We start from the raw sequence: 24,378 nt of genomic DNA on the forward strand, positions 1-24,378 counted from the left end.
CTTCTGCGCATGGCACTGAGGATCCGCATGGTCACCATCGACTGCCTGGACCCCCGGAAGCTGGCGGAGTTCTGGGTCGCGGCGCTCGGCGCCGAGATCATCCACGAGGTCGACGACGGCGCCATGCTGGTGCTGTCCTCCCCCGACAACGTGGACATCGGCCTGCAACAGGTCGCCGAGCCGCGGGCCGGCAAGAACAGACTCCACATCGACCTGGGCGCCCCGGACCGGCCGGCCGAGGTGGCCCGGCTGGTGGCGCTGGGCGCGACCGTGGGCGAGGAGTTCAAGTACCCCGGCATGGCGTGGAGCGTTTTGCAGGACCCGGAGGGCAACGAGTTCTGCGTCGGCTCCCGTAACGGATGAGACTGACGCCGGTCGGCGCTCGCCAAGGCCCGGCCGGTGGCCGCGGTGCGCGGTCTACCAGTGCCACTGCATAGAGCCGGTCGCCGCGCCGGCTACCAGCGGGTGCGGTGCACGATCCAGGTCAGCGCGGCGGCGGCCGCGCGGGACTGGTAGGGCCGCAGCCCGACGCAGCCGGCCGGTTCCGGCAGCCGGCTGGACAGCTCCCAGCGGCCGGCCAGCGCGGCGGCGAAGCCGGTGATCGCCCAGGCCGGCACCTTGGCGAGCACCGGCCGGCCCAGCACCAGGCGTTCGGCGTCAGCGGGCGGGTGGCCGGCCATGATCAGCTGCGGCACCATCGTCACGGTGTCCAGCCAGGCCGCGCCCTTGGACGGGTAGGACCAGTCGACCAGCAGCACCCGGCCGTCCTCGACGCGCCGGATCATGTTGTCGACCCGCAGCTCGTTGTGCAGGAGGGTGTCGCCCTCGGCCCACGGCTGCCACGCCGTCTCCATCGCGGCCAGCGAGTCCAGGTTGGCCTGGGCCCACGGATCCAGGTCGCCGACCGCCGCCGACCGCAGCGACGTCCATCCGCACAGCATCGGGGCCAGGTCGTCGAGCACGCTCGGCACGTCGTCGAGCGGGCACGGCGTCAAGGTTCGCGACGCGCTGCCCAGGGCCGACAGCACTGCCGCGAGATCCGGCGACCCCGGTCTCAGGTTCGGCTCTCCCCCGTCGACGTCGCTGAGCACCAGGGCCACCCACTGGCCCTCGACGACGTGCAGCAGTCTCGGCGACGGCACGTTCTGCGGCAGCCGCGAGACGACCGACGCCTCGGACCGGTAGGCGCCGGCGAGCGGATGGTCGGCCGGCAGCGCCTTGACGAACACGCGGCGGCCGTCGGCCAGCAGCAGGCGGGAGGCGAGGCCGAGGGTGAAGCCGCCGGCCTGGCTGAGCGCGCGGACGACCGGGGCGCCGATCTTGTGCTCGATGACCTCGCGCACCCGACCGGGCACATCGGCCCAGGTCGGTCGGGTCTGCCGGGTGCCGTCCACGATGGCCGTCACGCGGGCCGCCCCCATGAGGTCACCTGATCATCTTACGGTGACCGTTTCGGGTCACCCGCTCGGTGGATGCCCGGGGTCAGAGCGGGTCGCGTTGACCTCGTCGAGCACGGCCTGCCACGGGATCGGATGCCACTCCCCCGATCGGGGCTCGGTCAGCGGCCAGACGTCGTCCCCGTTGACGAGGCGCACGCCGGCCGCCCTGAGCGCGGCGATGTGCCCCGGCCAGGCCGGGTGGCGCACATGGGCGGCGTTGACGCAGGGGAAGACCACCACTTCGACGCCCGTGGTCCCGATCGCCTCGGAGACCTGGGTCAACGCCTGGTTGTCGCCGAACCCGAGGGCCAGCTTGGCGACCGTGTTGGCCGTGGCCGGCGCGACGACGTACGTGTCGACCGGCGGATGCGGCTTCGGCTCACGCGGCAGCCGCGATTCGACGCGCAAGGGAAGGCCGGTGGCTTCCTCGATTTCGGCGACGAGCCCGGCTTCGTCGAACCACCGGCCCGCGGTCGGCGTCAGCGTGACGCCCACCCGCCAGCCAGCCTCCAGCGCGGGACGGACCAGCCCGTCGAACAAGCCCTCAACACCGCCCGCGCCGGACGCGACCACACCCAGCATCGGAGATCGATCTGCCACCCGGCCAGGCTAGAATGCCTGCCCCGCCGGCACATCGTCGGCTGCGATCCGAACCTCTCCGGGCTGGCTCGCGCGAGCCAGTCCACGAACTGGCTCGAACACCTGCCAAGTTGACCGCGGTCCGGCCCAGCCGCCCGAATCGGACACCGGGCCGGACCGCGGTCCGGTCAGAACGCGCCGATTCCGTTCGGTGTACCCAGCCCCGTCGGGGCGTCGTAACCGGTTAGACCGGTGCACAGGTAGTCCTCACCGCAGTAGCCGTTCGAGCCGCCGACCACGTCGAACAGCTTGTCGGCGTGCGTGTACAGCGAGGAGGCGTCGCCCAACTGGCCGCCGTTGCCGGCCAGGCCGATGACGCCGGCGATGAACGGCGATGACGCGCTGGTGCCGCCCACCAGGATCCAACCGGCCTGCGTGCCCAGCCCGTACGTGTCGTACACGGCCAGGCCGGTGTTCGGGTCGGCGACCGCCGAGACGTCCGAGACGGTCCGCATCCCGCAGTTGGCGTCGTGCTGCCACGCCGGTTTCGCGATCCACGCCGAGCAGCCGCTGCCGGCGCCCGACCAGGCCGTTTCCGTCCAACCGCGGGCGTTGTCGGCCTTGACCAGCGAGGTGCCGCCGACAGCGATCACGTTCGGCAGCGACGCCGGGAACGACGCCGGCTGGAAGCCGGAGTCGCCGCTGGAGGCCAGGATGGCGACGCCCGGATGCTGGTAGTGCCGGGCGTCGACGTCCATGCCGTTGTACTCGCCGGAGCCGTAGCTGTTGGAGACGGCGCTCGCGCCGGACGCCGCCGCCGTGTCCTCGGCCGCGCCGAGGTTCGCGGAGGTGGCGCTGTCCGCCTCGACCAGCACGATGTGGCAGTCGGGGCAGGCCGCCGACACCATGTCCAGATCGAGGGAGATCTCCACACCCCAGCCCGGGTCGCCCTCAGGCAGCGGCGAGGCGGCGCCACGCTGGTTCACCTTCTTGAAGCAGCCGTTCGCCGTCGTGCACGCCGGTAGGCCGAACTGCTGCCGGTAACTGGCCAGATCGGTTTCCGCGTTCGGGTTGTCGTATGCGTCAACGATCGCGATCGTCTGGCCCGCGCCGCCGGTCGACGGCAACTTGTACGCGCTGCGCAGATCCGCCGGCCCGAACCCGGTCGGCGTCGCGTTCGGGCCGAACGCGTGCGGAGCGCGGTAGACGGCGAAGCAGTGCGCCGTCGAAATAGTGGAAACCGTCGACGAGCACGCGGCGTGCAACGTCGTGTCGGGCGCGGCGACGGCCGTCGCCGGCAATCCGAGTGTCAGCAGCGCGCCGACGATTACGGCCGCACGAAATCGGTTCATCGTCACTCCCCTGGTCAGCTCTGGGCGCCCGGCACGGAGAACGCGCTGGTGACGGACTGGGTCAGCGAGTTGCCCGCTATGTCGGTCGCGCTGACCCGCAGCGCGACGTCGCCGCCCGTGGCCGACGCCGGGTTGGTCCACTGCGCCCGGTAGCGGCCGCCGCCGAGATCGGCCTGGAAGGTCGGCGTCCACGTCGCGCCGCCGTCGAACGACACCTGGATCGAGGCCTTGACGAAGGGCAGGTTCTGGCTGCCCGGGGCGTGCCCGAACGTGACGAGAACCTGGTCCGGCCCAGCCGGCGCGGCACCGTCCAGACCGGTGTTGAGCTGGTAGGCCGCCGTCACCAGGGACAGCGCCGAGCAGTCGGTCGCCTTGCCGGTGACCGGATCGCAGGCCCAGCCGTCCGGGACCGTCTGCGTGCCGGAGTGAGCCGAGCCGAAGGTCCACTCGCTGTGGCTGACCGTGGACTGGTGGAACCACGGCGCGGTCCGGGTCTGGTCATAGACGATCTTGTAGTCGGCCGGGTCGGCCGGCGCGGCGACCTCGCCGCCGGTGACGTCCTTTCCGTCGATGAGCGCCTTTCCGCCGGAAAGCAGCTGGAAGTGCGAAGTCGACACGGTGCCCGTCGTCGGCGCGTCGAGGGAGAAGCCGTGGCCGTCGCTGTCCAGCACCGGCACCAGGCCGATGTGGATCGTGTCGTCACGACGGCAGGCGTTGCAGAACCAGGAGGTCGTGCCCGCCGACGGCGTGGTCAGGCCGGGGGCCAGCGGGCCGCGCAGCCAGTCGACCGGCGTCGTCGTCTTCGCCGCGTAGTGCTGGAAACCGCCGGAAACGAAGCCGCCGCCGGTGTTCATGCTGGCCAGCAGCGCGTCGTCGTAGAGCAGGTCGGCGCCGCCGAGCACGTATTCAGTGCGCTGAAGTGGAGCCGTGAGCGGCGCGAACTGGCCGAAGCCGAAGAACTCGTACGGCAGGAAGATGATCCGCGACGAGCCCTCCAACCGTCCCGGCTTGTCGCTGTAGTAGTTCTCCTTCAGCGTGGCCAACTGGTCCACGGTGACCTTGTAGTGCTGGTTCGGGCTCAGCGCGCCAGCACTGTCGATCTTGAGGTCGTAGCTGTAGGGGCTGGCCGTACCGTCCGGGGACTCGCTGTGCAGCTGCACGTTGAAATGGAAACCGCCGACCGCCGAGGGCGCCGACGGAGCGACATAGGCCGTGCCGTTGCCGACCCCGAAGCTGTAGCCCTGCGAGCCGAGGGCCTGCGCGCTGCGGAAATACTCCAGCGTCTGCGACACCAGGTTCGACGGCTTCGGCGTGCTGACCGTCACTTGCGAGGTCGCCTTGGCGGCGTCGATCGTGACGGTCTGGTCACCGGACACCACGAAGTCCTGCACCACCACCCGCACCGACGTCACGCGGCCGGCCGAGTCGAACGTCGGGAACCAACCCACCAGTCCGTAGTTGCCCGACGGCACGCTGACCCGTTCCTCGCCGCCGGTGCTGTACGGGAAGGCGTTGAAGATCCGGCCGTCGTCGGTGTTCATCAGGCCCAGCGACGCGTCGACCGGCGTGTTCGGGCCATTGACGGTCAGGATCCGGACCGTGTGCATCGGGAAGTTCGGGTGCGCCTGCTGCGGTGCGCCCGGCGCGGCTAACCGCACCGAGCTGGCGGTGCCGAACAGCGGCCCCGGCGTAGCGAAATGGTTCTTCGCGTCCCGTCCAGCCTGCGCCGCCAGCGCCGCGCCGAACGCCGGCCCCGACTGCGCCGTCACCTTTCCGCTCTGCACACCCGGCGCGCTGCCGGCCACCTGCACCGGGACCTGGTCCGTGATGCCATCCCGGATCAGCGCCGACACGTCGAACAGCGATCGGTCCAGGGAAGTGCCGAGATACGGCAGCGCGGTCGCCGGCACGACGTAGAGGTCGCCGTCCACGCGCTGGTTCACGAAGTCACCGCTCGAGCCCGGCCGCGGCAGCACCGCCGCCGTCTGTCGTCCGCCGGCGTCCTGCACGACCACCTGGTCGCCGGTCACCAGCGTGACGGTGTGTGTGGAGTCCGCGCTGGTCACCGGGTCCGCCTGCGCCGCCGGCGCCAGGCCCGCCACCACCGCCGCCGCGATGCCCAGCACCGCCGGCGTTCTACGCAACCAGGGAGATCGACGACCGCCGTCCGTATGCCGCATAGGTTCCCCTCCGTCGCAAGGACACGGGTCGACGCCCACAACGGGGCATCACGACGGTTCGTACACGAGCGAGCACATGCCGTTGCCTGAACGGAGTTGCCTTCCACTCGGACAGAGCAGCGATGACAGCCGTGTCAGATCCGAATGGCCGCTCCGACTGACCTGCCCGCAGCAATCTCCCTGTGAACTCAGTTCACAACGACTTCGCCGAAGTTGAGCAGTTCACACGTACTCCTCGAACTCGACCGTCGAGACGATTGCGCACGGTCACTCCACCGCGAACGGCCTACCAAACTCCGACAAAACACATCAAAACGCCCAGATTCCCGCTTTCATCGCCGACCACCACTCCGAGCGACCTTCGCCCCACTGACGAACTTCCACCTCGCCAACGAAATCCAGACCGCCGGCGAAGTGGAGGACACCGCCAGAATCGAGACCGCCGACGTTCGGACCACCGGCGGAAGCAAAGCCGGCCGGGGCACATCTCCAACGTCGAGAGCTAGACCGCCGGCGAAGCGGACCTCGACGGCGAAGCTGACCCTGGCGGCAGGACCTGACCGCGGCGTCGAAGTCCGCCAGTGCGTACGCGAGCCACCGGAACGGGCGAAAGAGCGGTCAGGGCGCACCTGAGCGAACCTCGTCAATGCGCGTCAATGTTGTCCACAGTGGTCAATGTTGACGAGTCTCGTCAATGTCGGCCGGCGGGAACTCCTCGTCGGCGATCTCGGCCATGCGGCGGATGAGGGAGTCAAGGAGGCGCAGTTCGTCGACCTCGAGCCGCGAGAGCAGCCGGCGGTACTGGGCGCTGCCGGCATCCATGACACCGCCGACCAGCTTCCGTCCCTCGGCGGTGAGTTCAAGCAGCCGGACCCGACGGTCGGACGGGTCCTCGCGGCGGGAGACGAGCCCCTGCGCGGCCAGCCGGTCGACGATGCCGGTGACCGTGGCCAAGCTCACGCCCATCTCGGCGGTGAGCACCTGCCCGGCGAGCGGCCCGCGTCTTGCCAGCGTGAGCAGCACCTTGAGCTGCCGCATCGTGAGGTTGAGCGACATCAGGGGGTTCGCCCGAGCCGCGCCGAACACCCGGCCCAGCGACCGCTGGGTCTCGGTGATGCTGGCGATGAGCTGCTCCTTGTCCTGCATGGACGGTTCCCGATCACCCTTCGTCACGCCGCTGTGACGGCTCGCGAGCCCTGCCAGCGCCACCCCTCAACCTGAGAGAAGTATCAGCGAGCTCGCCGATCGCACTGTTAGCCTTGGCCCAAATGTTAGGGCAAGGCTAACCAATTCCGCAGAGAGCTGCCATGACCTTCCTGACCAGACTCAGCCTCGCCAACCGCGGCCTGGTGGCCCTGGTGGCGCTCATCGCCCTGGGCTTCGGCGCGTGGGCGATCCCGTCGCTGCAGAGACAGCTGCTGCCGTCGCTGTCCTTCCCGGCCGCGGTGGTGGTCTCCCAGTACCCGGGCGCCTCCCCGGAAATCGTGCAGGACCAGGTCACCAAGCCGATCGAGGACGCGCTGCGCAGCGTGCCCGGCCAGACTCAGATGAACTCGACCTCCAGCCAGGGCTCGTCCTCGGTCACGGTGCAGTTCGACTTCGGCACGAACCTCGACAACGCGGTCAACAAGATGTCCCAGGCGGTCAACCAGATCGCCGCCCAGCTGCCCACCAACGTCAAGCCGAACGTGGTGGTGGGCAACACCGACGACCTGCCGGTGATCGTGCTCGCGGCCTCGTCGGACGCCGACCAGCAGCAGCTGGCGGCCAAACTGACCAGCACGGTGGTGCCGGAACTTCAGGGCATCACCGGCGTCCGGGACGCCAGTGTGACCGGCGCCCGCGACAAGGTCGTCACGATCAGCCTGGACAACACTAAGCTGGCGGCCGCCGGACTGAGCGCCACCGCCGTGCAGACGGCGTTGCGCGCCAACGGAACCCCGACGCCGGCCGGCACGCTGACGCAGAACGACCAGACCCTGACCGTCCAGATCGGACAGCGACTGTCCTCGGTGGACGACGTCCGCACCCTCTACCTGACGCCGACGACGCCGTCGCTCCCGGGCCGTCCCGCGCCGCAGCCGGTCAAGCTGGGCGACGTCGCCCAGGTGACTGAGGACCTCGCGCCGGCGACCTCACTGACCCGCACCAATGGCAAGGAGAGCCTGGGCGTCTCGGTCACCAAGACCCCCGACGGCAACGCCGTCGACATCTCCAACCAGGTCCGGAACAAGATCTCTCAGCTGGAAGCCGACCTCGGCGACAACGCCAAGCTGACGGTCGTGCAGGACCAGGCGCCCGCGGTCAACAAGGCTGTCGACGGTCTGACCGAGGAGGGCCTGCTGGGCCTGGCCTTCGCCGTCGTGGTGATCCTGATCTTCCTGCTGTCGGTCCGCTCCACTCTCGTCACCGCGGTGTCCATCCCGCTCTCGGTGGTCATCGCGCTGATCGTGCTGTGGACCACCAAGACCTCGCTGAACCTGCTCACCCTCGGCGGCCTGACCATCGCCATCGGACGTGTCGTCGATGACTCGATCGTGGTGCTGGAGAACATCAAGCGCCATCTCAGCTACGGCGAGGACAAGAAGCGGGCCGTGCTGGACGGAACCCGTGAGGTGGCGGGCGCGGTGACCGCATCGACGCTGACCACGGTCGCGGTGTTCGCGCCGATCGCCGTGGTGGGCGGCCTGGTCGGCGAGCTGTTCGCGCCGTTCGGCCTGACTGTGACGGTCGCGCTGCTGGCGTCGCTGCTGGTCGCGCTGACCATCGTGCCGGTGCTCGCGTACTGGTTCCTCAAGCCCGCCAAGGAAGGCACCGATCCCGACGAGGCGGTCCGCAAGGAGCTGCGCAGCCCGCTGCAGCGCATCTACGTGCCGGTCATCCGGTTCGCCACGCGCCGCCGGCTGACCACCGTGCTGATCGCGATCGCGGTGCTGTTCGGCACGTTGGCGATGGGCGCCGGCCTGAAGACCAACTTCCTCGACGGCTCGGGCGAGAACACCATCAACGTCTCGCAGACGCTGCCGGTCGGCAGCAGCCTGGCCACCACGGACGCCGCGGCCAAGCGCGTGGAGTCCGTGATCCAAGGCATCGACGGCATCGACACCTACCAGGTCACGGTCGGCGCGGGCGGCGGCTTCCTCGGCTTCGGCGGCAACAGCGGCACGTCCAAGGCCAGCTACGCGATCGCCATCAAGGACGGCGCCGACCTCAGCACTGTGCAGAACACGTTGCGGGACAAGCTGAACGCCCTGCCCAACGCCGGCAAGATCACGGTGGGCGCCGGTGGCGGCGGCGACTTCGGCGGCAGCGGGCTGTCGGTCGTGGTCAACGCCACGGACGAGAACGTGCTGCGCACCGCTTCGGACGCCGTCCAGAAGACCATGAGCGGCATCTCGGGCGTCACCGACGTCACCAGCGACCTTGTCAACAGCGCGCCCGAGGTGCAGGTCTCGGTCGACCGGCAGGCCGCCGCCAAGCAGGGCCTGAGCGACTCGACGATCGGCCAGGCCGTGCAGGCCCAGCTGGCCGGCAGCCAGATCGCCCAGTTGACCCTGAACGGCACGTCGGAGAACGTCATGCTGCGCACCGGTTCCGCCCCGAGCGACCTCGACGCGCTCAAGGCGCTGCAACTGCCCGGTGCCACCGGCGCGGTGCGGCTCGACTCCGTCGCGACCGTCCAGCAGACCAGCGGCCCGACGCAGATCAAGCGCATCAACGGCGCGCGTAGCGCGACCGTGAGCGGCACGGCCGACAGCGCCAACACCGGCAAGATCAGCGCCGACCTGACGCAGAAGCTGAAGGACACCACGCTGCCCGCCGGCGCCACGTACTCCGTCGGCGGCGTCAGCCAGCAGCAGAGCGACGCCTTCGGCAACCTCGGCATCGCCCTGGTGGTTGCCATCGCCCTGGTGTTCCTGATCATGGTCGCGGTGTTCCGCAGCCTGATCCAACCGCTGGTGCTGCTGGTGTCGATCCCATTCGCGGCCACCGGCGCCATCGCCGCGCTGCTGATCAGCGGCATCCCGCTCGGCCTTCCGTCGTTGATCGGCGTGCTGATGCTGGTCGGCATCGTGGTGACGAACGCGATCGTGTTGATGGACCTGATCAACAAGTACCGTGAGGACGGCATGAGCATCGCCGACGCGGTGGTCGAGGGCGGCCGCCGGCGGCTGCGCCCGATCCTGATGACGGCCGCCGCGACGATCTTCGCGCTGCTGCCGATGGCCGTCGGCCTGACGCAGAGCGGCGGTTTCATCTCCCAGCCGCTGGCGGTGGTGGTGATCGGCGGTCTGGTCAGCTCGACGCTGCTGACCCTGCTGCTGGTGCCGACGCTCTACACCATGGTCGAGAACCGCAAGGAGAAGTTCCGCAAGCGCCGCGAGCGCAAGCGGAACAAGGCGGCCGAGCCGGCGCAGCCGGAGCTGGTGGACGCCAACCAGTAAGGCAACGGCAACGACTGTGGGCCACGGGGATTCCCGTGGCCCACAGCCATGTTCAGGCCGCCGGCGCCTTGTCGAAGAAGCCGTCGATGCCGGCGACTCGGCCGTCCTCGGTCAGTGCCAGCACGTCGGTGCCGATCACCAGCGACTCGCCGCCGCCGTCCGGCACCAGCTCCCAGGTGAACCGCAACACGTCGTGATGGGCGTCCACCTCCCCCAGCTGCTGGAGCCGATGGCCCGGAAACCGCTCGTGCACGCCACCGACGACGGCGGCGAGGGCGTCGGGGCCGGTCACGTCGGCGATCGGGTCGACGAAACGGCAGTCGGCGGTGAGCAGCTCGGCCGCGGCCTTGGCCCGCAATGCGCCATCGGGCTGGTTCCAGATCTCCACGTAGCGGCGCACCACGGCGTTCGCGTCGGTCATCTCGATCGTTCCTTCCCTTGTCCCACTTGGTTTCCTCCACCCTGACAGCGGTCGGGGCCGCGGTCGATTACCTCGGGCGTCATGAAAAACGACTCGCGCCGGCGGCCGCGCAGGCGTACGAAGTCGGGTATGTCCGCATCGCCCCTGGTGACCCGCACTCTCACCGCCGAGGAGATCCCGGCGTTCGTCAAGCTCGTCTTCCGGGCGTTCCTGGAGGACCCCGCCCCGGAAGACGTCGCGGCCGAGATCGATCTGCTGGAAGCGCACCGCACGCACGGCACCTTCGATGGCGACGAGCTCATCGGTGGCGCCACGATGCTCAGCAAACGCATGACGCTGCCCGGCACCGGGCCACATCCGGTGGCCGCGATCTCCTGTGTCGGCGTCGCGCCTGACCACCGCCGTCGGGGCGCCATGTCGCAGTTGATGCGGGCGCAGCTGCATTCCCAGCATGAGAGCGGCGACGCGTTCGCCGCGCTGTATGCCTCCGAGGGCGACATCTACGGCCGCTTCGGCTACGGCCTCGCCGGTCACCGCGCCTCTTTCACGGTGCCGAGGGGCGCCGAGTTCCAGTCTACTGTGGACGTCAGCGACGCCCGGGTCCGCGAGGTGGACAAGGAGACCGCGCTGCCGCTGATGCACCACCTGCACAGTAAGTACGCGCCGACCCGCGTCGGCTGGCTCGGCCGCACCAAGGCGTCATGGCAGGCGTACCTGTCCGAGAACGCGGCGGACCTGCGCAGCGAGGACCTCACGAAGTGGCGCTACGCCATCCACCCGGAGGGCTACGCCGTCTACCAGGTCAAGCGGAAGTGGGAGTCCCGCAAGCCCGAGCACGGGGTGAACGCCCTGGAGATACTCGGCACCACGCCGCAGGCGTACGCGGCGCTGTGGCGGTACCTGCTCGACATCGACCTGACCGCGGCGGTCGAGGCCGATTGCGCCGTGGACGACCCGATCATCCACATGCTCAAGGACGCCGGTGACAACGCCCGCCAGGTCCGCGACGGCTTGTGGGTGCGAGTCATCGACATCGACCGGGCCCTGCCGCTGCGCGGCTACTCCGCGCCGCTGGACGTCGTACTGGCGGTCGAGGACACGTTCTGTCCCTGGAACGCCGGCACCTGGCGGCTCGTCGCCGAGGCCGACGGGCAGGCAACCGTGACGCGCACCGACGCCGAGCCGGACCTGGCGCTGGGCGCCCGTGAACTCGGCGCGGTGTTCCTCGGCGGCACCACCGTGCAGGAACTCGTTGCCGCGCAACGCATCCGTGAACTCACGCCGGGCAGCGCACGGGCCGCGTCGCGGGCGTTCGCCGGCGACCACCAACCGCACTGCCCGGAGGTTTTCTGACCTTCAGGACAGCTGATCCTTAAGGAACCGACAGGCAGGAACCGGAACACCCGCCACGAGCCGACTCGTTCCCGTCACGTAGCCGTGAGAAGGAGGAACGTGATGGGTGCCTACCTCGTCGGGGTGGTCGTGGTCGGTGTGCTCGGCGCCCTCTGGGCGCAGCGGTCGCCCGGCGCGACCGACAAGTAGCTGTCCGCCGGGTCACACCGCCCGTTCAGCCGGCCAGGAACCATGGCGGTAGCTTTCCCGTTGTCCGATTGCGACGGATTCACCCTTGTTGGAAACCGGGAGGCACCGTGACCGCGCTCGTCGTGATCCTGATCGTGGTGATCATCGGCGTGGCCGTGCTCGTCTGGCGCCAGCGCGCGACGGGCACCCAGCGCCTGGACGACGCCAAGGCCGACGCCCGCCGCTGGGTGGAGCGCCTCGGCGGCCAGGTGCTGAACCTGACCGGCACCAACGACGCCGCCAAGCAGGCCCTGGCCGACGCCGGTGAGCGCTACACCGCCGCCGGCTCCCAGATGGAGCAGGCGCGCACCGTCGAGCAGTGCCGGCTGGTCACCCAGACCGCACAGGAGGGCCTGTACTACGTGCGGGCCGCCCGCACCGCGATGGGCCTCGACCCCGGCCCCGAGCTGCCCGACCTCAACGGCCAGAGCCGCGCCGGCCAGGTCACCGGCGACCGCCGGGTCGAGGTCGAGGGCCACGAGTACGAGGCGTCGGCCCAGCCTGGCGCCGGCACCCCGCACTACTACCCCGGCGGCTACGTCGCCGGCCGGCCGGTTCCGCAGGGCTGGTACAGCGAGCCGTGGTGGAAGCCCGCTCTGGTCGCGGGCGCCTGGGGCATCGGCGCGGGCCTGCTGTTCAACGCCATGTTCTCCGGTATGCACAGCATCCCGTACGCGGCAGGCGGCTGGGACAACGGCGGTTGGGACAACGGCGGCTTCGACGGTGGCCAGGGCTTCGGCGACTTCGGCGGCGACCAGGGTCAGCAGGCCGACTTCAGCGGCGGCGACCAAGGTGGCGGCGACTGGGGCGGTGGCGACCAGGGCGGCGGCTGGGACTTCGGTGGCGGAGGCGACTGGGGCGGCGGTGGCGGTGACTGGGGCGGTGGCGGCGACAACAACTGGTGACCGCCGGGCAGGTTGACCGTCGGGCGCATTACACCCGGCGTTGACGCCAGCCGCGTTGAAGCCGGGCGCAGTCAGCCGACCAGCGCTCGGCAAGTCCCGTCACACCAGCCGCCGGTTCGCGGTCAATGGCTGTCACGCCTAGCTGTGATCGCTTCGCCGGCCGATGCCGTGCGGATCACACGGGCTGACAGGTTGGGCACCAGTAGAGGTTGCGGCCAGCCAAGTCCTTGGTGGCGACCGGAGTTCCGCAGACCAGGCAAGGCTGGCCGGTGCGGCGGTAGACGTACACCTCGCCGCCGTGCCGATCCTGCCTCGGCGCGCGGCCGGTGACCTTCGGCTCGTGCTCCGGCCGGACGGTGTCGATGCGGCCGACCCGCACGCCGTAGCGCATCAGCTCGACGAGGTCGGCCCAGATGGAGTCCCACTGCTCGTGGTCCAACTGCCGGCCGGGCAGCATCGGGTCGATGCCGTGTCGGAACAGCACCTCGGCGCGGTAGACATTGCCGACGCCGGCGAGCACGGCCTGGTCGAGCAGCAGCGCGGCGATCGACACCCGGGACTTCGAGAGCCGCCGCCACGCCCGCTCCGGATCGGCGTCCCGCCGCAGCGGATCCGGCCCGAGCCGGGCGAACAGCGCGTCGACCTCGTCATCGGTGAGCAGCTCGCACGCGGCCGGGCCGCGCAGGTCGGTGCCATGGGTCTCGCCGAGCAGGCGCATCCGCACCAGGCCGGTGACGACGGGCTCCGGCCGGGCGAACTCGGTGAACGTCCCGTACAGACCGAGGTGGATGTGCACGGTGGCGTCCGGGCCGTACCGGTGCAGCAGGTGTTTGCCGACGGCCTCGGCCTTCTCCAGCACCCGCCCGTCGACGGTCGCCGAGCCCGAGAACTTGCCTTGCGGACTGCTGACCTGCACCTTCTCCCCGGCATAGCGGCGCTGGTGCAGCCGGGCGAGCCGGTGCAGCGTGTGACCTTCCGGCATCAGCTGGCCGGCAGCTCCGGCGCGACGCCGGTCCGCTCGTACTCGGCCACGATGTCGATGCGGCGCTGGTGCCTCTCGACGCCGGAGAACGGCGTGGCCAGGAACGCCTCCACGATCGTGGTGGCCTCGTCGACGCTGTGCATGCGCGCGCCGATGCCCACGACTTGGGCGTTGTTGTGCTCGCGGGACAGCTTCGCGGTCTCGGTGTTCCACGCCAGCGCGGCTCGGGCGCCCGGCACCTTGTTGGCGGCGATCTGCTCGCCGTTGCCGGAGCCGCCGATCACGACGCCCAGGCTGCCCTCGTCAGCGACCACGCGGCTGGCGGTGGCGATGCAGAAGGCCGGATAGTCGTCCTCGGGGTCATAGACGGCGGGGCCGACGTCGACCACGTCGTGCCCGCTGGCCGCGAGGTGCTTGACCAGATGGGACTTCAGCTCGTAGCCGGCATGATCGGAACCCAGGTAGACGCGCACGGTCAGAGTCTGCCACCCGGCGGGCGCCGAGGAGTAATTCGACTGCCGACCAGTGCGGTGCACGCCACACTCCACCGAGTGAGCGACGACGTGTTCGGTCAGAGCGGATACCGAATCCGGTTGGAGTGGGGCGAGGACGGGCTCGCGGCGCTGGCGTCGAGCTGCGCGGTGCTGGTCGTCGTCGACGTGCTGTCGTTCACCACCGCGGTCGACGTCGCGCTGGATTGCGGCGGTCGAGTGGTGCCAGTGCGAAGAGGAGATGTTCGTGCGATTTCCTCCGCGCGGTCGGCCGGCGCCGTGGTCGCCGGCGATCAGAAGTGGACACTCCGGCCGTCGTCGTTGCTCGACCTGCCGGCCGGCACACTGCTGGCGCTGTCGTCACCCAATGGGGCGGCCTTGTGCGCACGGGCGGCCGCCAGCGGCGCGACGGTCTTCGCCGCCTGTCTGCGCAACGCCGAGACGGTCGCGTCCGAAGTCGACAAAGTCGCCGACGGACGGCCGATCGGCATCGTGCCGGCCGGTGAGCGGTGGGGCGCCACCGCCGGCCCGCTGCGCCACGGAATCGAAGACCTGCTCGGCGCGGGCGCCGTCGCCGCCGCGCTGATGGCGACCGACTCAAGCGGTGCGTCGCCGGAGACCAGGTTGGCGGCGAGCTGCTTTTCGCACGAAATCGAGAATGTCGTCGAACTTCTCCAAGGCTGCGTGTCCGGCCGGGAGCTGACGGCTGGCGGCCACGCCGCCGACATCGAGCTCGCCGCCGCGGTCGGCAGCAGTTCGTGCGCACCGGTGCTTCGCGACGGAGTGCTGGCGAACAGACTGTCCTCATGAACGCGCGCTGGATCGAGGTCGCCGACAGAGTGCACGTCCGCCGCCACGAGGAGTTGGACCTGTCGCTCGGGCTGATCGTCGGCGACGAAGCCTGCCTGGTCGTGGACACCGGCGGCGACGAGACACAGGGCGCGGAGTGGGCCGCGGCCGTACGCACGGTGACGCCGCTGCCGTGGACCGTCGTGCTCACACACGCCCATTTCGACCACTCGTTCGGCACCAAAGCGTTCCTGCCCTGTCCGGTGTTCGCCCACCCGAACTGCGTCGACGAACTCGTCGTCGAGGGCGCGGCCGACAAGGACAACTGGGCGGCGTACTACGACCGGCAGCACCGGCCGGACATCGCCAACGCGATCCGCGCCACCCGGATCGCGCTGCCAACCACGTTGGTGTCCGAACGGGTCACGGTCGACCTCGGCGGGCGGACCGTCGAAATCGAGCAGTTCGGCCGCGGGCACACCGACCACGACCTGGTGCTGCGCGTGCCGGACGCCGATGTGGTGTTCGCCGGCGATCTGGTGGAGAACGGCGCGCCGCCCGCGTTCGAGGGGTCGTTCCCGGCGGCGTGGCCGACCGCGCTCGCCGGGCTGCTGGAACTCACCGGCCCGGACACGGTCGTCGTGCCGGGGCACGGCGAGCCGGTCGACGCGGCCTACGTCGCCGCCCAGCGAGCCGACATCGCGGCCGTCGTCGAGCTCGCGGCCGCCTTCGCGGCCGGTTCCATCACGCTCAAGGACGTGCTCCGTGACTCACCGTTCTCGGTCGAGACCACCAGCAAGGCCCTCGCGAGCTTGACGGGGCGTAACCGTTCCGCCCGGTAACAGGTCCCTTCACCGAAGGCATTGCCCCGAACAGTCGATAGCCAGCGCGAGCCTGACCGACAAACTGTTACCTAACGGCTATCGGAGCGCGATCCGGTATGCCGGTTGGTTGGATCACACGTGCGGTCGGGGCCGGCGTGGCGGACACCACGCGGTGAGCGAGGACGTAGTCGGTGAACCGACGAGATCGCATCGTCGTAGTAGGGGCTGGAGCGGCGGGCTTGAGAGCCGCTGAACGGCTGCGTGAACTCAGGTTCGAGGGTGAGGTGGTGATGGTCGGCAACGAGCCACACCGCCCTTATCACCGACCTGAGCTGTCCAAGCAGCTGCTGACCGGGAGAGTGCATGCCGACCAGCTGCGGCTGGCCGCCTACACCGATGTCGACGCGCGCTGGCGGCTGAACACCGCGGCTCGAGGCGTCGACACCGGCAAGCGAGCGCTCATGCTGCCCGGCGGCGAACAGCTCGCCTATGACGGACTGGTGATCGCCACCGGCATGGAGGCCCGGCACCTGCCGGGCGCCCCGGTCAGCGACCCACGCGTGCACCAGCTGCGCACCCTCGACGATGCGACGCGGCTGCGCGAGGCACTGGCCGCCGACAAGGAGCCGGTCGTCGTGATCGGCGGCGGTTTCGTCGGCTGCGAGGTCGCGGCCAGTCTCCGCGCGGTGAAGCGGCGGGTGACGATCGTGACCGAGGGGCCGACGCTGATGGCCGGGGCACTGCCGCCCGACCTGTGCGACAGCATCACCCGTTTGCACCAGAGCAAGGGTGTCGGCGTGGCTCTCGGCGTCGAGGTGCTGCACTGGCTACCACAGGACCACGGCATCGCGGTCCACCTGTCCGACGGCCAGGTGCTGGTCGCCGGGCACGTGGTGATCGCGATCGGCGGCGTGCCGGCGGTGTCCTGGCTGCGCGGCTCCAAGCTCCGGCACGACGAACTCCTCGGCGTGTACTGCGAACCGACCTGCCATGTCGTCGGCTCCGCCGACGTGGTGGCCGCCGGTGACGTGGCGTGCTGGCCGAACCTGCGGTTCGACGACGTGCCGCGGCGGGTCGAGCACTGGCTGAACGCGGTCGAGATGGGCCGGGCCGCGGCGGAGAACCTGCTGCTCGGGCCGTCCCGGGCCGCGCCGTTCACGCCGCTGCCCCGGTTCTGGACCGAGCAGCACCGGATGAAGGTGCAGGTCGCGGGCCAGCCGCAGCTGGGCAGTGAGCACGGTCGGCTCGGCCCTGGCTGCGTGGCCTCGGCACGGACGGACGGGCTGGTCGGGCTGACCACCGTCGACCGATCGCGTGAGTTCAACCGGCTGGTGGCCGGGCTCAATGCCCGCCGTCCGGCCATGACAGCAACGAGAAAACGATTCCAGGAACCGGTTCCAGCCGGCCGGGAACGGATCCCGCGAGCAGGAGAAGTGATGCGGCCGCCGCCGAAGTCAACACCCTTGGTGTCGAACTACCTGCCCGCCGGAGTGACGCTCACACCAACTTCTACAAGAACATAGACAACGGGATTCGTTAGTTCCGCTAACCAGGAACGAAGCAGCGACCGACAGCTACTCCGTTCAGCCGTACGGATTACTCCTCGCGAGGTCTGGAGGCGGCTGTCCCCACAGACAAACTGTTTAACCATGACCAACAATAAGTGACATTCGGGCATCCGCCCCGGAGAACGGCCCCGACCACGTGGCCCACCCCACTACTCCGAACGGATCACCCCGAGCGTCACAGCCTTCCGGGAGGCGTCTGAGGTGTCGACGCAGTTGATAACGTTGACGCAGTTGATTGTTTCGCCGACAGTGCACTCCGCGCACGATTCCGGCGTGCGCCAGGTCGCCGCGCTGTCAGCCCGGTTGGCCTATGCGTTGATGTGCCTGACCCTGGTCTGGGGAATTTTCACCGCGACCGGATGGGTGGCCAAGCTGACAGGACGCCAGGCCGTTCGTAGCAGCCACATGATAATGGCGACGTTCACGCTCGCCTTCGGTGGCATCCACGCGGCATGCTTCCTTTTCCTCACCGACTCCGACGAGCTCTTCAGCTGGGTGAACATCACGATCCCGATCGTGGCCGGTGGGCAGTTGCGCTGGGCGTTCGGCATCGTCGGCCTGGAGGTGATGACCGCGATCCTGATCTCCACCGGACTGGTCAAGTTCTTCGTCTACCGGAACTGGCTGCGGTTCCACCAGACCGCCTACATCGCGGTGGGTATCACCATCGCCCACTCGTGGCTCGGCGCGGTCGCCAACGGCCACCTGTCCATCGTCTGGCTCGGCGGCCTGACCCTGATGATCCCGACCGTCGTGCTGGCCATACTCCGCTTCGTCCCCAGCAAGACCCTCGTCGGCGCTGGTGTGCTCAACGGCGGCTAGCGGGACTCCCCCGAACGTCCCGCCCCTCCCCCGCCACGCGGTTACCCCGAACCCGCCTCTTGAGAAAGGACAGCTGACCCGATGAGTCCCCGACGCGCTCTGCACGGCAGCTCCCTGACCATCAGCGTGAACAACGGTCGCTGTCACCTCTACGGCACCTGCCAGTACGAGGCCCCGAGTCTGTTCGAACTGACCGAGGACGAGCGGCTGCGTTACGTCACCGAGGTGATCCCCGAGTACGCCGACCAGGCCCGCGCCGCCGCGATGGCCTGCCCGATGCGGGCGATCCAGCTGTCCGGGGAGCGACTGTGAGCCGGATGGAACGGATCGTCATCGTCGGCGCCGGGCTGACCGCGCTGCGCGCCGCCGAGCGGCTGCGGGAGCTGAAGTTCGACGGCGAGGTGGTCATCGTCGGCGACGAGCCGTACAAGCCGTACCACCGGCCGGCGCTGTCCAAGCAGCTGGTCACCGGCAAGCTGTCCACCAAGGACCTGTTCTTCCCCGCGTACCACGACATCGACGCGATCTGGCGGACCAGGACCCGGGCCCACAAGCTCGACCACGGCCGGCACATCGTGCACCTGCCCGGCGGCGAGGAGCTCAAGTACGACGGCCTGATGATCGCCACCGGTGTGGAGGCGAGACACCTCGCCGGCGCGCCCCGGCACGACCCGCGCGTGCACGCCCTGCGCACGCTCGACGACGCCATCGCGATCAAGGAGACGCTGACCCGCTCCAAGGGCCGCGTCGTGGTCATCGGCACCGGCTTCACCGGCTGCGAGTTCGCGTCCAGCTGCCGGGAGATGAACCGGGACGTCACCATCATCGGCCGGTCCAAGACCCTGTTCGGCAAGGCGCTGGGCCCCGAGCTCGGCGCGGCCATCGGCGACCTGCACCGCCGGCACGGCGTCGACCTGGCGCTGGGCGTGGACATCAGGCACTGGGCGACCGGCCCCGAGGGCGTCGCGATCGTGCTGTCCAACGAGCGGCTGATCACCGCCGCCTGCGTGATCCTCGCCGTCGGCAGCATGCCGTCGACCGACTGGCTGGCCGGCTCGGGCCTGGTGCTCGAGGACGGCGTGCTGTGCGAGCCGACCTGCCACGTGGTCGGCGCCGCCGACGTGGTGGCCGCCGGCGACGTCGCCCGCTGGCCCAACCTGCGCTTCGACGGCGTGCCGCGGCGGGTCGAGCACTGGCTGAACGCGATCGAGATGGGCCGGGCCGCCGCCGAGAACCTGCTGGCCGGCAAGTCCCGGGCCAAGCCGTTCACGCCGTTGCCCCGGTTCTGGTCCGAGCAGCACCACGTGCGCATCCAGGCCGCCGGCATCCCGGCCATCGGCCAGCAGACGATGTACCTGAGCACCCGGCCCAACGGCGCCGAACGCTCCGTCACCGGGTACATCCGGGCCGGCAAGCCGGTCGGCATCGTCGGCCTCAACCAGCCGCGCACGATGATCCACCTGACCCGGCAGCTGGACCAGAAGCTGCGGCCCATGGTGCCCAGCGAGCGGGTCCGCAACTCGCGCCGCACGCCGGTCGAGAACCCGACCATGGCGCCCGCGGAGACCAAGAGCGAGTCCGTCGTGGGCACCAGCAAGCTCGACGTGAGCGAGCTGTCGGCCCGGATCAAGACCCCGGCCCTGCGCAACGGTCGCTGAGGGTCACGGTTGTGGCCCGTCCGAACCGGACGGGCCACAACCGCCCCGTCGGCCAGGTAGCCTCTGTCCAGCACATACCTGCCGGTGGAGGCGTGTGGCCATGACGGGACAACTGAGGGCGGACGCGAAGCGCAATCGCGACCAGATCCTCGCTGCCGCCCGCGAACTGCTGGTCAACCAGGGTGTCGGCGTGCCCATGGAGGAGATCGCGCGGCACGCGGGCGTCGGCGTCGGGACGCTCTACCGGCGGTTCCCCGACCGCGTCGCGCTGCTGCGGGCACTGTCCGTGCACACCGTCGAGCACATGACCGACCTCGCCCGCACCGCGCTGCACACCGAGCCCGACGCCTGGAACGCGCTGAGCCGGTTCGTCCGCGAATGCGTCGCGCTGCGGCTCGGCGCCCTCCGGTCCATCGTCGACCCGCAGCTGCACACCGCGCTCCAGCACAGCGAAGAGGTCCACTCGGCTCGCATGGACCTGCTCGGCATCGTCGAGCAGATGATCGCCACCGCGCAGCGCGACGGCTCCATGCGCACCGATGTCGGCGTCGTCGACGTGGCCATGCTGGTGTCGCTGCACCTCAAGCGGCCGTTCGACCTGCCCGGCACGCAGCCCGAGGAGATGGACGCCCGCCTCACCCAGCTGATGCTCGACGGCCTGCGCCCCGGCTCCGCGACCCCGCTGCCCGGCAAGCCCGCCAACCTCTCCGACGTCCAGTGGCGAACCGGGCGCTGACAACCACTGCCGCGCACGCAAACGAGAAGTCCGACGAAAACCACCGGATCGCATGCGGATGAGGTATCCGGCGAGCGCCACCAGACCGTGCGCGGACGAGTAGTTCGACGAAAACCACCGGCGTCGTCGCTCGCGGCCGTCGTGGACGAAAAGGTTGGGCGCGACCGCCGCGAGAAGTGCGGCGGCCGCGCCCGAACAGACGGTCAGGAGAAGTCGGGCGACTCGGTCCGGGTCCGCTTGAGCTCGTAGAAGTGCGGGTAGCCGGCGAGCAGCCGGGCGCCGTCGAAGACGCGGACGGCGTCCTCGCCGCGCGGGATCTTGGACAGCACCGGGCCGAAGAAGGCCACGCCGTTGACGTGGATGACCGGCGTGCCGACATCCATGCCGACCGGGTCCATGCCGGCGTGGTGGCTGGTCTTCAGCTCCTCGTCGTACTCGGTGCTGGTCGCCGCGGCGGCCAGCTCGGCCGGCAGACCGGCGTCGGCCAGCGCCAGCTTGATGACCTCCTCGTAGTCCTTGGCCCCCTCGTTGTGGATCCGGGTGCCCATGGCCGTGTACAGCGGCAGGAGCACCTTGTCGCCGTGGTGCTTGGCGGCGGCGATGGCCACCCGCACCGGACCCCACGCGCGGTCCAGCAGCTGGCGGTACTCGTCGGGCAGGTCCCGCCCGTCGTTGAGCACCGCGAGGCTCATCACGTGGAAGTCCAGCTCGATGTCGCGGTGCTCGGCGACCTCGAGGATCCACCGGGACGTGATCCACGCCCACGGGCAGACGGGGTCGAACCAGAAGTCGACCTTCACCTTCTCGTCCGACACGGACGGCACTGCGGTCATCAGCACGTCTCCATAGGCTTTGCGCCGGCCCGGCCTGCCCGGGCCCACCCCCTAGGCCAACCATCGGGGGATGCCGTGTCTTCCCGTCCGGGGATTACGCCGGATCCTGGCAGCGCGGCGACCACGTCACGTGATTGGATGCGGGGACCCCTGCCCATCCCCCGGTGGCCGACGAGAGCCACCCGGCCCCCCGACATCCACAGATGAGGTGACCCAGTGGCCGCGCCGAACCTCACCCGCGACCAGGCCCAGCAGCGCGCGGCGCTCCTCGAGGTCCAGTCGTACGGCATCGCTCTGGACCTGACCGGCGACGGTCCCACATTCGAGTCGACGACTACCGTGCGCTTCCGCAGCCGCACGGCCGGCGCGTCGACCTGGATCGACCTTGTCGCGGGCGAGGTGCAGTCCGCCGTGCTCAACGGCGTCGAGCTCGACGTTTCCGGCTATCGGGACGAGGACGGCATCGCCCTGCCCGACCTGGCCGAGCAGAACGAGCTGGTGGTGCGGGCGCAGTGCCTGTACACGAACACCGGCGAGGGTCTGCACCGCTTCGTCGACCCGGTCGACAAGGGCGTCTACCTGTACACCCAGTTCGAGACGGCCGACGCGAAGCGCATGTTCACCTGCTTCGACCAGCCGGACCTGAAGGCGGTCTACGACGTCACGGTGACCGCGCCGAAGGACTGGAAGGTGATGTCCAACGCGCCGTCGGCCAGTGTCGAGGAGATCAACCCGGAGACGTCCGTGCACGTCTTCGAGACCACCAAGACGCTGTCGACCTACCTGATCGCCCTGGTCGCCGGCCCCTACGCCGAATGGCGTGACGAGTACGCCGACGACGAGGGCAGCATCCCCCTCGGCCTGTACTGCCGGGCCTCGCTGGCCGAGCACATGGACCACGAGCGCCTGTTCACGCAGACCAAGCAGGGCTTCGACTTCTTCCACCGCGCGTTCGGCGTGCGCTACCCGTTCGGCAAGTACGACCAGGCGTTCGTGCCGGAGTTCAACGCGGGCGCGATGGAGAACGCCGGCCTGGTGACCTTCCTGGAGGACTTCGTCTTCCGCAGCCGGGTCACCCGCTACCTGTACGAGCGGCGCTGCGAGACGGTGCTGCACGAGATGGCCCACATGTGGTTCGGCGACCTGGTCACCATGCGCTGGTGGGACGACCTGTGGCTGAACGAGTCGTTCGCCACCTGGGCCAGCGTGCTGTCGCAGGCCGAGGCCACCGAGTACAAGCACGCCTGGACGACGTTCGCCAACATCGAGAAGTCCTGGGCCTACCGGCAGGACCAGCTGCCCTCCACCCACCCGGTGGCGGCGGACATCCCGGACCTGCAGGCGGTCGAGGTCAACTTCGACGGCATCACCTACGCCAAGGGCGCCAGCGTGCTCAAGCAGCTGGTCGCCTACGTCGGCCTGGACAACTTCCTGGCCGGGCTGCGGGTGTACTTCGCCAAGCACGCGTGGGGCAACGCGACCCTGTCCGACCTGCTGGCGGCGCTGGAGGAGGCGTCGGGCCGCGACCTGTCGTGGTGGTCGGCTCAGTGGCTGGAGACGACCGGCCTGAACCTGCTGCGGCCGAAGTTCACGGTCGACGCGGACGGCCGGTTCAGCGAGTTCGCCGTGCTCCAGGGCGGTGCGCGGCCGGGTGCGGGCGAGCTGCGCACGCACCGGCTGGCCATCGGCGTCTACGACGACGACCCGGCGACCGGCAAGCTGGTGCGCACCCACCGCGTCGAGCTGGACGTGACCGGCGAGCGCACCGAGGTGCCGGACCTGGTGGGCGTGCCGCGGGGCAAGCTGGTGCTGGTCAACGACGACGACCTGACCTACTGCACGATGCGGCTGGACAACGACTCGCTGGCCACGCTGGTGGACCGGATCTCGGACATCACCGAGCCGCTGCCGCGCACGCTGTGCTGGTCGGCGGCGTGGGAGATGACCCGCGAGGCCGAGCTGAAGGCCCGTGACTTCGTCACGCTGGTGCTCGGCGGCATCCGCTCGGAGACCGAGGTTGGCGTGGTGCAGCGACTGCTGCTGCAGGCGCAGACGGCGATCTCCTCCTACGCGGACCCGGCGTGGGCGGCGGAGGGCTGGCGGCGGTTCACCGACACGGTGCTGGAGCTGGCCCGCACGGCGGAGCCGGGCTCAGACCACCAGCTGGCGTTCGTCAACTCGCTGGCCGGCGCGTCGCTCACCGACGACGTCGTCGCGGTGCTGAAGGGTTGGCTGGACGGCAGCGAGCCGCTGCCGGGCCTGGTGGTGGACACCGACCTGCGCTGGCGGCTGCTCCAGGCGCTCGCCGCGCACGGCGCGGCCGGCGACGCCGAGGTGCGCGCCGAGCTGGAGCTGGACCCGACGGCGGCTGGTCAGCGGCACGCCGAGCGGGCTCGGGCGCTGGTGCCGACCGAGGCCAACAAGGCCGAGGCGTGGCGGCGCGCGGTGCACGACGACGAGCTGCCGAACGCCGTGAACGAGGCGATCATCTACGGCTTCTCGCACCCGAGCCAGAAGGACCTGCTCGCGCCGTACGCGCAGCAGTACTTCGCCGACGTCGCGGACGTGTGGCGGCGGCGGTCCAGCGAGCGGGCGCAGCCGTTGGTGACCGGCCTGTTCCCGTCGTGGGCGGTGGCCGAGGCGACCGTCAAGGCGTCGGACGAGTGGCTGGCCGCGGAGGAGCACCCGCCGGCCCTGCGCCGCCTGGTGTCCGAGGGCCGCGCCGGCATCGTGCGGGCGCTGGCGGCCCGCGAGTTCGACAAGTCCTGACCCG

21 protein-coding genes are annotated in these 24,378 nt (G+C 70.0%); 12 read left to right on the top strand and 9 right to left on the bottom strand.

Annotated elements, in window-relative coordinates:
- Positions 1–9: 9 nt before the first annotated feature.
- On the top strand, positions 10–363 hold the full coding sequence (locus JJ691_RS29295) for a VOC family protein (RefSeq protein ID WP_211762834.1): 354 nt from the start codon (positions 10–12) through the stop codon (positions 361–363).
- Positions 364–455: 92 nt separating this feature from the next.
- Here JJ691_RS29295 and JJ691_RS29300 read toward each other — a convergent pair whose 3' ends face one another.
- From JJ691_RS29300 to JJ691_RS29320, 5 genes are all read right to left on the bottom strand, one after another.
- On the bottom strand, positions 456–1,421 hold the full coding sequence (locus tag JJ691_RS29300; protein WP_211762835.1) for a phosphotransferase: 966 nt from the start codon (positions 1,419–1,421) through the stop codon (positions 456–458).
- Between the two features lie 36 nt (positions 1,422–1,457).
- A complete protein-coding gene (locus JJ691_RS29305; RefSeq protein WP_211771788.1) occupies positions 1,458–2,021 on the bottom strand; it encodes a flavoprotein in 564 nt (187 codons plus the stop codon).
- 185 nt (positions 2,022–2,206) lie between these two features.
- Positions 2,207–3,370, bottom strand: a complete 1,164-nt coding sequence (locus tag JJ691_RS29310) for a S53 family peptidase (protein WP_211762836.1) — start codon at positions 3,368–3,370, stop codon at positions 2,207–2,209.
- Positions 3,371–3,384: 14 nt separating this feature from the next.
- Positions 3,385–5,496: a hypothetical protein gene (locus JJ691_RS29315; protein WP_211762837.1), complete on the bottom strand. Its 2,112-nt coding sequence runs from the start codon at positions 5,494–5,496 to the stop codon at positions 3,385–3,387.
- A gap of 726 nt (positions 5,497–6,222) precedes the next feature.
- A complete protein-coding gene (locus JJ691_RS29320) occupies positions 6,223–6,696 on the bottom strand; it encodes a MarR family winged helix-turn-helix transcriptional regulator (protein WP_211762838.1) in 474 nt (157 codons plus the stop codon).
- Between the two features lie 161 nt (positions 6,697–6,857).
- On the opposite strand from JJ691_RS29320, the gene JJ691_RS29325 reads away from it, so the two are divergent.
- The gene (locus tag JJ691_RS29325; protein ID WP_211762839.1) at positions 6,858–9,995 is read left to right on the top strand and encodes an efflux RND transporter permease subunit; all 3,138 of its coding nucleotides are present in this window, start codon (positions 6,858–6,860) and stop codon (positions 9,993–9,995) included.
- A 52-nt stretch (positions 9,996–10,047) separates the two neighbouring features.
- Here the strand turns inward: JJ691_RS29325 and JJ691_RS29330 are convergent, their stop codons facing one another.
- Positions 10,048–10,416 carry a nuclear transport factor 2 family protein gene (locus tag JJ691_RS29330; RefSeq protein ID WP_211762840.1) on the bottom strand — a complete coding sequence of 123 codons (369 nt, stop codon included), beginning with the start codon at positions 10,414–10,416 and terminating at the stop codon, positions 10,048–10,050.
- Positions 10,417–10,545: 129 nt separating this feature from the next.
- On the opposite strand from JJ691_RS29330, the gene JJ691_RS29335 reads away from it, so the two are divergent.
- Positions 10,546–11,769: a GNAT family N-acetyltransferase gene (locus JJ691_RS29335; RefSeq protein WP_211762841.1), complete on the top strand. Its 1,224-nt coding sequence runs from the start codon at positions 10,546–10,548 to the stop codon at positions 11,767–11,769.
- A 296-nt stretch (positions 11,770–12,065) separates the two neighbouring features.
- Positions 12,066–12,902, top strand: coding sequence for a hypothetical protein (locus tag JJ691_RS29340; protein WP_211762842.1), 837 nt, complete (start codon positions 12,066–12,068; stop codon positions 12,900–12,902).
- Positions 12,903–13,077: 175 nt separating this feature from the next.
- On the opposite strand, the gene JJ691_RS29345 is transcribed toward JJ691_RS29340, so the two are convergent.
- Together JJ691_RS29345 and JJ691_RS29350 are read right to left on the bottom strand one after the other, a co-directional pair.
- Positions 13,078–13,884: an Fpg/Nei family DNA glycosylase gene (locus JJ691_RS29345; protein WP_211762843.1), complete on the bottom strand. Its 807-nt coding sequence runs from the start codon at positions 13,882–13,884 to the stop codon at positions 13,078–13,080.
- Positions 13,884–14,357, bottom strand: coding sequence for a ribose-5-phosphate isomerase (locus tag JJ691_RS29350; RefSeq protein ID WP_211762844.1), 474 nt, complete (start codon positions 14,355–14,357; stop codon positions 13,884–13,886). Before JJ691_RS29350 ends, JJ691_RS29345 begins: the two co-directional genes overlap by 1 nt.
- Positions 14,358–14,435: 78 nt before the next feature.
- On the opposite strand from JJ691_RS29350, the gene JJ691_RS29355 reads away from it, so the two are divergent.
- The 7 genes from JJ691_RS29355 (at position 14,436) to JJ691_RS29385 (ending at position 20,772) form a co-directional block, all read left to right on the top strand.
- The gene (locus JJ691_RS29355; RefSeq protein WP_249227086.1) at positions 14,436–15,185 is read left to right on the top strand and encodes a 2-phosphosulfolactate phosphatase; all 750 of its coding nucleotides are present in this window, start codon (positions 14,436–14,438) and stop codon (positions 15,183–15,185) included.
- Positions 15,182–16,006 carry an MBL fold metallo-hydrolase gene (locus JJ691_RS29360; protein ID WP_211762846.1) on the top strand — a complete coding sequence of 275 codons (825 nt, stop codon included), beginning with the start codon at positions 15,182–15,184 and terminating at the stop codon, positions 16,004–16,006. Before JJ691_RS29355 ends, JJ691_RS29360 begins: the two co-directional genes overlap by 4 nt.
- 173 nt (positions 16,007–16,179) lie before the next feature.
- Entirely contained in the window at positions 16,180–17,511 is a 1,332-nt protein-coding gene (locus JJ691_RS29365; protein ID WP_256449310.1) for an NAD(P)/FAD-dependent oxidoreductase, read from the top strand.
- A 318-nt stretch (positions 17,512–17,829) separates the two neighbouring features.
- Positions 17,830–18,378: a hypothetical protein gene (locus tag JJ691_RS29370; RefSeq protein ID WP_249227087.1), complete on the top strand. Its 549-nt coding sequence runs from the start codon at positions 17,830–17,832 to the stop codon at positions 18,376–18,378.
- Positions 18,379–18,459: 81 nt separating this feature from the next.
- Complete coding sequence (locus JJ691_RS29375; protein WP_116177574.1) at positions 18,460–18,690, top strand: ferredoxin; 231 nt, start codon at positions 18,460–18,462, stop codon at positions 18,688–18,690.
- A 5-nt stretch (positions 18,691–18,695) separates the two neighbouring features.
- On the top strand, positions 18,696–20,036 hold the full coding sequence (locus JJ691_RS29380) for an NAD(P)/FAD-dependent oxidoreductase (RefSeq protein ID WP_211771789.1): 1,341 nt from the start codon (positions 18,696–18,698) through the stop codon (positions 20,034–20,036).
- Between the two features lie 100 nt (positions 20,037–20,136).
- Entirely contained in the window at positions 20,137–20,772 is a 636-nt protein-coding gene (locus JJ691_RS29385) for a TetR/AcrR family transcriptional regulator (protein ID WP_211762849.1), read from the top strand.
- Between the two features lie 203 nt (positions 20,773–20,975).
- On the opposite strand, the gene JJ691_RS29390 is transcribed toward JJ691_RS29385, so the two are convergent.
- Positions 20,976–21,605 carry a mycothiol-dependent nitroreductase Rv2466c family protein gene (locus tag JJ691_RS29390; RefSeq protein ID WP_211762850.1) on the bottom strand — a complete coding sequence of 210 codons (630 nt, stop codon included), beginning with the start codon at positions 21,603–21,605 and terminating at the stop codon, positions 20,976–20,978.
- Positions 21,606–21,821: 216 nt separating this feature from the next.
- Between JJ691_RS29390 and pepN the strand changes: the two genes are divergently transcribed.
- Positions 21,822–24,374, top strand: a complete 2,553-nt coding sequence (gene pepN, locus JJ691_RS29395) for an aminopeptidase N (RefSeq protein WP_211762851.1) — start codon at positions 21,822–21,824, stop codon at positions 24,372–24,374.
- Positions 24,375–24,378 lie beyond the last annotated feature (4 nt).

Origin of the sequence: Kutzneria sp. CA-103260 (genome assembly GCF_018263855.1) — a bacterium.
Classification (GTDB): domain Bacteria; phylum Actinomycetota; class Actinomycetes; order Mycobacteriales; family Pseudonocardiaceae; genus Kutzneria.

Coding starts and splice junctions, on each gene's coding strand:
- JJ691_RS29310 (WP_211762836.1), bottom strand. CDS start 3,370: ATGAACCGATTTCGTGCGGCCGTAATCGTCGGCGCGCTGCTGACACTC.
- JJ691_RS29375 (WP_116177574.1), top strand. CDS start 18,460: ATGAGTCCCCGACGCGCTCTGCACGGCAGCTCCCTGACCATCAGCGTG.
- JJ691_RS29330 (WP_211762840.1), bottom strand. CDS start 10,416: ATGACCGACGCGAACGCCGTGGTGCGCCGCTACGTGGAGATCTGGAAC.
- JJ691_RS29380 (WP_211771789.1), top strand. CDS start 18,696: ATGGAACGGATCGTCATCGTCGGCGCCGGGCTGACCGCGCTGCGCGCC.
- JJ691_RS29335 (WP_211762841.1), top strand. CDS start 10,546: ATGTCCGCATCGCCCCTGGTGACCCGCACTCTCACCGCCGAGGAGATC.
- JJ691_RS29325 (WP_211762839.1), top strand. CDS start 6,858: ATGACCTTCCTGACCAGACTCAGCCTCGCCAACCGCGGCCTGGTGGCC.
- JJ691_RS29345 (WP_211762843.1), bottom strand. CDS start 13,884: ATGCCGGAAGGTCACACGCTGCACCGGCTCGCCCGGCTGCACCAGCGC.
- JJ691_RS29360 (WP_211762846.1), top strand. CDS start 15,182: ATGAACGCGCGCTGGATCGAGGTCGCCGACAGAGTGCACGTCCGCCGC.
- JJ691_RS29320 (WP_211762838.1), bottom strand. CDS start 6,696: ATGCAGGACAAGGAGCAGCTCATCGCCAGCATCACCGAGACCCAGCGG.
- JJ691_RS29305 (WP_211771788.1), bottom strand. CDS start 2,021: ATGCTGGGTGTGGTCGCGTCCGGCGCGGGCGGTGTTGAGGGCTTGTTC.
- JJ691_RS29300 (WP_211762835.1), bottom strand. CDS start 1,421: ATGGGGGCGGCCCGCGTGACGGCCATCGTGGACGGCACCCGGCAGACC.
- JJ691_RS29390 (WP_211762850.1), bottom strand. CDS start 21,605: ATGACCGCAGTGCCGTCCGTGTCGGACGAGAAGGTGAAGGTCGACTTC.
- JJ691_RS29385 (WP_211762849.1), top strand. CDS start 20,137: ATGACGGGACAACTGAGGGCGGACGCGAAGCGCAATCGCGACCAGATC.
- JJ691_RS29295 (WP_211762834.1), top strand. CDS start 10: ATGGCACTGAGGATCCGCATGGTCACCATCGACTGCCTGGACCCCCGG.